Origin of the sequence: Halobacillus sp. BBL2006 (assembly GCF_000786645.1) — a bacterium.
GTDB lineage: Bacteria > Bacillota > Bacilli > Bacillales > Halobacillaceae > Halobacillus.
This window is the reverse complement of the sequence record NZ_JRNX01000117.1, coordinates 1-10,225: the sequence shown is the minus strand read 5'-3', so window position 1 is coordinate 10,225 and position 10,225 is coordinate 1. Positions and strand designations below refer to the sequence as shown.

Sequence of the window (10,225 nt, the reverse complement as noted above, 5' to 3'; positions counted from 1 at the left end):
GTTGATTTTCTGCTTATGACGCGAGTGTCTGGGCGTGGCAGCTGGACGAGCTGCTTACCAACCAACCCTGAACCTCAATATGGCAACGAATCCCGATTATCTCGAAATCAAGTCTTCCACAATCCTGCACTAATGCTGAATAGTTGATTGATCCATTTTCAACGTGTTTACTCAACCCTTTTGAAAAAAGAGGTTGAAAAACGACACTAATGTCGATATAATGAATATAAATAAAACGACACTGATGTCGTTATAGGGGGCGGTTTACTTGCAAAAAGGACTAAAAAAGAATCGAGGATACCTTACACTTATGGTTTCTCAAGCCATTTCAAGCATTGGAGATTGGCTGAGTGTTATAGCGATTATTACACTTGTAGGTTTGAAATGGAATGCGTCGCCAATGGAGGTTTCGTTCATCATTTTATGCTTGGCCGTGCCGATGGCAATACTAGGTCCTGTTGCAGGCACGTTAGCTGACCGCTTTAACCGAAAGACTTTAATGGTTTTTTCCGATTTTGTCCGTGCTTGTTTGATCTTTGTCCTTACAGTGGCTGATTCGCTGTTTGTCATTTATGCTTGTTTGTTAGCCATCGGCACGTTCTCAGCCTTATTTATTCCGGCTAAAAACGGGAAATTGAAAGAGTTGGTTCATGAAGATGATATGAAGAGCGCAATGTCGATTACTTCAATGATTGATTCAAGTACAAAGATCATTGGCCCTCTATTAAGTGGAATATTAGTGGCGGCGTTCAGTGCAAGCACGGTTTTTTATATAGATTCAATTACTTTTATTCTATCAGGGTTATTTATTCTCATGCTTCCTCATTCCACTTATACAGAGAGGGAAGGATGTAACGGTGATAACAGGCAATCGTCTTCTTTTAAAGAAGACTTTTTAACAGGTGTTTCCTATATCAAATCTAATCATTTTATCCTTATGGGTTTATTTTTGCTCGGAATCAGTCTTCTCATACTGCAACTCTCAGACTCTCAAATCATCGTCCTTTTAAGAGAATTAACTTCCGTTTCTCCAGACTTATTTGGATACCTGGTCACTTCCGCGGGCGTTGGCATGTTTATTTCCGGATGGATTCTTGCTAAGAAGACGAATTATAAACCTTATCCTCTTATGCTGGCTGGCGTTTGTGGAATAGGAACCAGCTTTGGTATGATGGGAGTACTTACACATTTAGATCTAGGGTTTTCTATCCTTTGGGGCTGTGGTTTTGGATTAACTGCCGGATTCTCTGCAGGTTTGACGTTTGTTCCTTTTCAGGCATCTATACAAGTTGATACCCCTGTACACCTAACCGGTAGAGTATTTGGTGTCATTAACAGCGTTACTACCACTGCCACCATTGTTGGCCCATTATTAGGGGGATGGTTATCAATGACAATTGGAGTCATCCCGACATTTATCACGACCGCAGCATTATTAATTATCTTGGCACTGGTTGGATACTTAACCAGAAATAAATTCGCACGGAGGAAAGTTGATGTCACCGAAAGTAAGCAGGGAGCACCTAAGGAAGCGACGAGCTAAAATTTTGGAAGCTGCTAAACAAGTATTCATCCAGCAAGGTTATGAGCGAACGACGATGAAACACGTCATGGATGCGGCAGAGGTGAGTCGCGGTGGGTTGTATCAATATTTTTCTAATAAAGAAGATTTATATGAAGCGATATTAGAGGGAGATTTATCAAAAGCTGTCTCTGAAACAGATGAAAGCCTAGAGATGGAAGTCGTTTCTCATTGGAAGCTTCTAAAACAGAAAATTTTCGGTGAGAACGGAGAACCTGACGATGAAATGGATCCAATGGCTCCTAGTAACCTGGAATTTTTCATAACGGGCAGAAATGACCACCGTAGGAGAGAATATGGACAAAAACGGTATAAATTAGGGCTCAAACTTTATGCAAATGTGATCGAAGCGGGTCAGCGATCAGGAGAGTTCAGCCAAAAATACGATAGTGGATTAATTGCTCGTTCGATTATCTCTTATATTGACGGATTGTCTCTCGATGGAGCGATTCTGCCAAAAGAAGAAATTCAATTGAAAGAACAATCGACCTTACTTTTAGACTACTTGAAGGCAGTTCTTGAAGTGGAAGAGGAATGAAATGATGGGGCGATAAAGCCCCATCATTTTTATCATCATAGGAGTTCTATTGAAAGTTTGTTGAAAAAATTATGCTAAAATAGAGATAGATATTGGTCTGAAGGCGCTGAAATCCCTATGTAAAAAGGGATTTTTCATGTTTTTTGGAAGATTTATGTTTGCGAAACCATATAAAATCGCTACAATATAACAAGCGATATTTTTTATTTGAACGTTTACACATACGAACGTTTGTTCTATTATTGTGTTAGATGGTGTTGACGAGAAAGGAGCCGATGGTAAATTGTCGAAACAAAATCAAACTTATTCAGATGATTCCATACAAGTATTAGAAGGTTTGGAGGCTGTGCGGAAGCGTCCAGGGATGTATATTGGATCTACGGATCACAGAGGCCTTCACCATCTAGTCCATGAAATCGTCGATAATGCAGTAGACGAAGCATTGGCGGGATTTGGGCAGCAAATGACAGTTACTCTTCATAAAGATGGCAGTGTTTCCGTCCAGGATGAGGCCAGAGGGATGCCAACGGGAATGCATAAAACAGGAAAGCCTACACCAGAGGTCATTTTAACCGTCCTCCATGCGGGAGGAAAGTTCGGTCAAGGTGGTTATAAATCCAGTGGTGGTCTTCACGGGGTTGGTGCATCCGTTGTTAACGCATTATCTGAATGGTTAGAAGTCCATATTTGCCGAGATGGAGAGAAGTATTACCAGAGGTTTGAAAACGGAGGAGTCCCGGTTACATCACTTGAGCATCAAGGAGCGACAAGAAAATCCGGTACGACGATCCGCTTTAAACCCGACCCGAAGATCTTTTCCGTCACGAAGTTTAATTTTGAAACGTTGTCGGAACGATTAAGAGAAGCGGCATTCTTACTAAAAGGATTCCGGATTAATTTAGTGGACGAGCGTGAAGAAAAAGAAAAAGAGAGCTATCAGTATGATGATGGAATTGAATCTTTTGTATCTTATCTTAATGAAGAAAAAGATACTCTTCACCAAGTGGTTTCATTTGAAGGAAGTCACTCAGAGATTGAAGTTGATTTTGCTTTTCAATTTAATGATGGTTTTTCTGAAAATATTTTATCTTTTGTTAACAATGTTCGTACGAAAGATGGAGGAACTCACGAGTCTGGAGCCAAAACGGCTATCACAAGAGTGTTCAATGACTATGCCAGACGCGCACAGCTTTTGAAAGATAAAGAGAAAAACCTTGAAGGAAACGATATTAGAGAAGGATTCACAGCGATTATTTCAGTTCGAATACCTGAGGAGCTTTTGCAATTTGAAGGTCAGACGAAAAGTAAGCTTGGGACATCAGAAGCCAGGTCAGCCGTTGATGCCATCGTGGCTGAACAATTGTCTTATTTCTTAGAAGAAAATCCAGATGTTGCATCGATGCTGATTAAGAAAGCGATTAAAGCCAAAGAGGCGCGCGAAGCTGCTCGAAAAGCACGTGAAGATGCACGGTCAGGGAAAAAGAAAAAACGTAAAGACACGTTATTAAGCGGTAAACTGACTCCTGCACAGTCCAAAAACGCTCAAAAAAATGAACTATATTTGGTCGAGGGGGACTCTGCCGGCGGTTCAGCAAAGCAAGGACGTGATCGTAAATTTCAAGCTGTCCTTCCTTTGCGAGGAAAAGTGATCAACACAGAAAAGGCTAAAATTGCAGATATCTTTAAGAATGAAGAAATTTCCACGATCATCCACACGATCGGTGCCGGTGTCGGAGGGGACTTCACTTTAGAGGATTGCAACTATGATAAGATTGTCATCATGACCGATGCAGATACCGATGGAGCCCACATTCAGGTTCTTCTCCTTACGTTCTTCTATCGTTACATGCGACCACTCGTAGAAGCGGGCAAGGTATTCATCGCGCTTCCACCTTTATACAAAGTTTCTAAAGGAAAAGGGAAGAAAGAAAAAACAGAGTATGCCTGGGATGACGAAGGCATGCAAAAGCTACTGAAAGAGTTTAAGAACGGATACTCCATCCAGCGTTACAAAGGTTTAGGTGAAATGAATGCGGATCAGCTATGGGAAACAACGATGAACCCTGAGACACGCACGTTAATCCGAGTCACGATTGATGACCTTGCTCGAGCTGAACGTCGTGTAACTACATTGATGGGTGATAAAGTTGAACCTCGCCGTAAATGGATTGAATCCCATGTCGCTTTTGGGCTGGAAGACGAGGCTAACATACTAGAAAACGACAAAATTCAAGCGTAAAAGGGGGATATTCTGTTGGCTGAGGCAGAAAAGTTTTTAGATTTACCATTAGAAGAGGTGCTTGGGGACCGTTTTGGTCGCTATAGTAAATACATTATTCAGGAACGCGCCCTTCCCGATGCAAGAGATGGTTTGAAACCAGTACAGCGTCGTATTTTGTATGCGATGCATCAAGAAAGAAACACGCATGACAAAGCGTATCGTAAATCGGCAAAAACAGTAGGTACGGTTATCGGTAATTATCACCCACACGGGGATACATCCGTCTATGATGCGATGGTACGCTTAAGTCAAACATGGAAAGTGCGTAAGCCACTTGTCGAAATGCACGGAAATAATGGGAGTGTGGACGGTGACCCTCCTGCAGCAATGCGTTATACAGAGGCAAGGCTCTCCGCTATTTCCTCAGAGCTGCTAAGGGACATTGAAAAAGAAACGGTTGATCACATCCCTAATTTTGATGACACGATTGATGAACCGACCGTATTACCAGCAAAGTTTCCTAACTTGCTTGTTAACGGTTCAACAGGAATTTCTGCTGGCTATGCCACTGAGATTCCTCCTCATAACATAGGTGAAGTGATTGACGCCGTTATCATGAAAATCGACAAACCTGCGGCGACCGTCCCTGAACTAATGACGAAGCTGAAAGGCCCTGATTTTCCAACGGGCGGAATCATACAAGGTGTCGACGGCATTCAAAAAGCTTATGAAACAGGTAAAGGCAAAATCGTTCTTCGCGGACGTGCGGAAATTCAGAAGCAACGTGGAGGTCGTGAACAAATCGTTATCGACGAGATCCCTTTTGAAGTAAACAAAGCGACGATGGTGAAACGGATGGATGAACTCCGCATCGATCGTAAAGTGGAAGGAATTTCTGAGGTGCGTGATGAAACGGATCGAACGGGATTACGTGTTGTCATTGAGCTGAAAAAAGACGCGAACAGTGAAGGTGTCCTCAACTATTTGTATAAGCATACAGATTTACAGATCTCTTATAACTTCAATATGGTAGCCATTCACGAAAAAACACCGAAGTTGTTAGATCTACCGACAATGCTCGATTCCTATATCCTTCACCAAAAGGAAGTCGTCACACGTCAATCGATTTATGATTTAAATAAAGCCAAAAAACGTGCGCACATCGTTGAAGGGCTAATTAAGGCAATCAGTATTTTGGATGAAGTCATTGCAACGATTCGAAGTTCCAAGGATAAGCAGGATGCTAAACATCAGCTCATGAAGAAGTATGAGTTTACGGAAGAACAGGCGGAAGCAATTGTTACATTGCAGTTATACCGTTTAACGAATACGGACATTACCGCTCTTCAAAAAGAAGCCAGTGAACTTCAGAAACAAATTACAGAATTAGAGAAGCTTCTCTCAAATGAAAATGAACTGATGAAAGTGATTAAATCAGATCTTCGTTCGATGAAAAAGCAGTATAATGATGCTCGTTTGACGAACATTGAAGAAAAAGTAGAAGAATTGAAAGTCGACCTTGAGGTTACAGTGGCAAGTGAAGATGTCCTTGTTTCTGTTACAAAAGACGGTTATGTAAAACGAACCAGCCTCCGTTCATATGCAGCATCAAATGGTACAGATTTCGCTTTGAAAGACGGAGATCATCTTTTAAGGCTGTATGAAATGAACACGACGGATACCATTCTTCTATTTACAAACCTAGGGAAGTATCTGTTTCTTCCTGTTCATAAGATGCCGGATATTCGTTGGAAAGATCTTGGCCAATATATTTCGAATATTGTTCAAGTGGAAAAAGATGAATTTATTGTCGAAGCGCTGCCGATTCGAAACTTTGACACGGACCAGTACTTGTTATTCTTTACGAAGAATGGAATGGTGAAGAAAAGCGAATTGAAGCTTTATCAAGCGCAAAGACATTCGAAGGCATTAGTTGCCATCAATTTGAAGGGTGATGATGAAGTCGTAGACATTCATTTAACGAATGGCGATTCTGACCTGTTTATTGCCTCAAATAAAGCCTATGGATTGTGGTATAAAGAAGAAGAAGTCAATGCCGTAGGACAACGGGCTGCTGGCGTGAAAGCGATCCACTTAAAAGATGGAGAAGAAGTTGTTTCTGGCCAAGTGTTCGATGCATCTGAAGATCCATCAATTTTGTTAACAACCCACAGGGCAGCGGTCAAACGGATGCGTCTGAAGGAATTTGAACCGTCTTCTCGTGCTAAACGCGGAGTAATCATGCTGCGAGAATTGAAAAAGAATCCTCATCGGCTGGTTGATGTACATCTTGCTAGACGAGATGACCAAGTCGTCATTAGAACAAATAAAGAAGAAACGACGATTGTGAATACGATGGATTTCAAAGCAAATGACCGATATAGCAACGGATCCTATGTCATGGACACTGATCAACAGGGTCAAGTGACAGAGGCATGGATCAAACCAGATTACGAAAAACCTTTCGATTCAGAACAAACAGAACAAGAATGAAGGATTCAAAAACAGCTCTTTTGATCAAAAGAGCTGTTTTTTTAACTACAAAGTGGCAGAATCGTTTGCAGGGGACAAAGGAAGGCGCTTCCAAAAATCCGATTGTATTTTCTGAAAACTATGATAAAATGAACCTATATTCAGCAGATTGGGGATGATGTATGAAAGATTTAAGGGGAAGAATCATTCAGACGTCTCTTGAGTTGTTCGAATCCCACGGGTTTCATGGAGTGACCGTGAATCAAATTGTAGAAGCTTCTCATACTTCTAAAGGCGGTTTTTATCATCACTTTCAGTCGAAGGAAGAACTTTTATTTGTGATTCATGACACCTTTATTACATACGTATTAAAAGAAGCTCAGGCTGCGAACGTCACTCACACATCTCCCGTAGAAAAAATCCAATCGATCGTCCAGTCCTTTGTAGGCGTTTTTGATTTGTATAAGCCACATATCTCTGTTTTTTACCAGGAGAGTAATTATTTGAAGCCGGTTTATGAAGAGCAAATCAAGCATAAACGTGATGTGTTTAAAACCATGGTTTTTGACGTCATCCAAGAAGGTCAGCAATCAGGACAATTTCGGAAAGAACTGCCTCATGAAATTACAGGCATGGCCATACTCGGGATGGTTAACTGGATTTATAAATGGTACAGGAGAGATGGAAAATATTCCATCGATGAAATTGCCGATGTATTCACAGATTTGATCTTGCGCTTTCTGCTTCCCGGCCCCCCAACGGATGAATATCTGAATCATATGTTACATGTTCCTTTTTTTTACAATGTAAAGTAAACGCTTACATTATTTTTTTGAATTTGAACAGACCAACCAGTCGGTCTTTAATTCTTGAGGAGGAATCTTATGAACTTTGAATTAACCAAAGAACAAGAAATGACAAGAAAAATGGTACGTGACTTTGCAGAGGATGTCATTCGGCCGCGTGCAGTCGATATTGATGTGAATGCTGATTTCCCTGATGATTTATTCAAAGAAATGGGTAAGCTCGGTCTATTAGGAATTCCTTTCCCTGAAGAGTACGGGGGATCTGGTGGGGACACCGTCACTTATGCACTTGCTGTAGAAGAAATCGGCCGCGTATGCGGTTCAACAGGGTTAAGCTACGCGGCAGCTGTTTCACTTGGCGCAAGCCCTATCTATTATTTTGGTACAGAAGAACAGAAACGTGAATTTTTGGTGCCGCTGGCCAAAGGGGAAGGATTGGCTTCATTTGGTCTAACAGAGCCGAATGCTGGGTCAGATGCAGGAGGAACGAAGACTCGTGCCGAATTAAGAGGTGATCATTATGTAATTAATGGAGAAAAATGTTGGATTACCAATGCTGAATATGCCCGCTCCATTACAGTTACAGCGGTCTCAGGAAAAAGAGACGATGGAAAGAACATTATATCAGCCTTCATCATCCCTAAAGATACTCCTGGAATGAAAATCACAAGTCCTTATGACAAAATGGGCGTCCGTGGATCCAACACTTCTGAAATTATTTTGGAAGATGTAAAAGTTCCGAAAGAGAATATTCTCGGTGATCCCAGTAAAGGGTTCAAACAATTTCTTTATACGTTAGATGGCGGTCGCATTTCCATTGCGGCTCTGGCCGTTGGAATTGCACAGGCTTCATTAGATCGAGCTCTAGCGTATGCAAAAGAAAGAAAACAATTTGGACAGCCGATTTCTAAGTTTCAGGCTATCCAGTTCAAGCTCGCAGATATGGCAATGGAAGTAGAGCTTGCAAGAAACATGGTACTGAAAGCAGCCTGGCTGAAAGACAAAGGCAAGAATTTCACGAAAGAATCGGCCTATGCGAAACTGTTCGCTTCTGAAACCGCTTTCCGATCTGCCAATCAAGCCATTCAAATTCACGGTGGATATGGTTATATGAGGGAGTACGAAGTAGAGAGATTTTTACGTGATGCGAAACTGCTTGAAATTGGTGAAGGTACATCTGAAATTCAACGCATGGTCATTGCCCGTCAGCTTGGGTGCTAACTATTTAAAGGAGGTTCAATGATGTCCCTATTAGAACTAACAGTTGGTGAATTATTAGAAAAGCAGGCCGAATCCTTCCCTGATCACGAGGCCTTCATCTATCCTGAGAAAAATTTGAGGAAATCTTACGCTGAATTTAATAAGATGGCTGATGAAGCAGCAAAAGGGCTGATGTCCCTGGGGATTGAAAAAGGTGAGCATGTCGCCATCTGGTCGGATAACAAACCCGAATGGCTGCTCTCTCAGTTTGCTTCCGGTAAAATGGGAGGCGTTTTAGTTACTGTTAACACAAATTACCGTGCCCAGGAGCTCGAGTATCTTCTGAAGCAGTCCGATGCCTCCACTTTGATTCTTGCAGAAGAATTTAAAGGGACATCTTACATTGATATTTTAAAAGAGATTTGTCCAGAGCTTGAGACTTCTGAAAAAGGAGACTTGCAAAGCGAACGGCTGCCTTTTTTGAAAAATGTTGTGGTTTTAAGTGAGAAATCTTATGCGGGTTGCTATACATGGCAGGATCTTCTCGACATGGGAATGACGATCAGTGACCAAGAACTGAACGTGAGAAAAGAATCTTTGTCCTATCGTGATGTCATCAATATGCAATATACATCAGGAACGACTGGATTTCCAAAAGGGGTCATGTTAAGCCATTATAATATCGTCAACAATGGAAACCAGGTGGCTGACTGCATGCGGCTTACAGAAGACGACCGTTTATGCATTCCGGTTCCATTTTTCCATTGCTTCGGATGTGTGCTCGGCACTCTTGCTGCCGTATCGAAAGGGTCGACGATGGTAATCTTAGAACAATTCGACCCGAAACAAGTCCTTCAGGCAGTGAAAGAAGAACAGTGCACAGCTTTACATGGTGTACCGACGATGTTCATTGCAGAACTGAATCATCCGGATTATGAAGAATTGAAGCCTTCGACTCTTCGAACCGGGATCATGGCCGGTTCCACTTGTCCAATGGAAGTGATGAAAAGTGTCATCGGAGATATGGGTGCAGAAGAAATCACAATTGCTTACGGACAGACCGAGTCTTCACCTGTCATCACTCAAACGAAAGCCGATGACCCGATCGATTTACGCGTAAGCAGCGTCGGTCAAGCACACCCGAATGTGGAAGTGAAAATCATTGACCCTGCCACCGGAGAGCAAGTAAAAGAAGGCATCCCTGGTGAGCTCTGTACAAGAGGATACCTTGTTATGGAAGGCTACTATAAGAATGAAGAAGCAACGAGCGCTGCCATTGATCCTGATGGCTGGCTCCACACAGGAGACATTGCGGTCATGGATGATCAAGGATATGTGGAGATCACCGGCCGGATCAAAGATATGATTATCCGGGGTGGAGAAAATGTGTACCCTCGAGAAATTGA

General features: G+C 42.0%; 7 protein-coding genes. All 7 read left to right on the top strand.

Translation table 11 applies throughout. The annotated features are described in order from the left end of the window. Positions 1 to 268 precede the first annotated feature (268 nt). Positions 269 to 1,543, top strand: coding sequence for an MFS transporter (locus LD39_RS04345; protein WP_035543260.1), 1,275 nt, complete (start codon positions 269 to 271; stop codon positions 1,541 to 1,543). Beyond that, the gene (locus tag LD39_RS04340; protein ID WP_035543258.1) at positions 1,497 to 2,120 is read left to right on the top strand and encodes a TetR/AcrR family transcriptional regulator; all 624 of its coding nucleotides are present in this window, start codon (positions 1,497 to 1,499) and stop codon (positions 2,118 to 2,120) included. The genes LD39_RS04345 and LD39_RS04340 overlap by 47 nt, the downstream gene beginning before the upstream one ends. A 283-nt stretch (positions 2,121 to 2,403) precedes the next feature. Next, a complete protein-coding gene (parE, locus tag LD39_RS04335; RefSeq protein ID WP_035543256.1) occupies positions 2,404 to 4,359 on the top strand; it encodes a DNA topoisomerase IV subunit B in 1,956 nt (651 codons plus the stop codon). Between the two features lie 15 nt (positions 4,360 to 4,374). Beyond that, positions 4,375 to 6,834, top strand: a complete 2,460-nt coding sequence (parC, locus tag LD39_RS04330) for a DNA topoisomerase IV subunit A (RefSeq protein WP_035543254.1) — start codon at positions 4,375 to 4,377, stop codon at positions 6,832 to 6,834. 161 nt (positions 6,835 to 6,995) lie between these two features. Continuing rightward, positions 6,996 to 7,628 (top strand): TetR/AcrR family transcriptional regulator, encoded by a 633-nt coding sequence (locus tag LD39_RS04325; RefSeq protein ID WP_035543252.1) that lies wholly within the window; start codon positions 6,996 to 6,998, stop codon positions 7,626 to 7,628. A 69-nt stretch (positions 7,629 to 7,697) separates the two neighbouring features. Then, positions 7,698 to 8,840: an acyl-CoA dehydrogenase gene (locus LD39_RS04320; protein WP_035543251.1), complete on the top strand. Its 1,143-nt coding sequence runs from the start codon at positions 7,698 to 7,700 to the stop codon at positions 8,838 to 8,840. Between the two features lie 21 nt (positions 8,841 to 8,861). Beyond that, the coding region (locus LD39_RS04315; RefSeq protein WP_035543249.1) for an AMP-binding protein at positions 8,862 to 10,225 on the top strand (1,364 nt) is incomplete at its 3' end.

Coding starts and splice junctions, on each gene's coding strand:
- LD39_RS04340 (WP_035543258.1), top strand. CDS start 1,497: ATGTCACCGAAAGTAAGCAGGGAGCACCTAAGGAAGCGACGAGCTAAA.
- LD39_RS04325 (WP_035543252.1), top strand. CDS start 6,996: ATGAAAGATTTAAGGGGAAGAATCATTCAGACGTCTCTTGAGTTGTTC.
- LD39_RS04320 (WP_035543251.1), top strand. CDS start 7,698: ATGAACTTTGAATTAACCAAAGAACAAGAAATGACAAGAAAAATGGTA.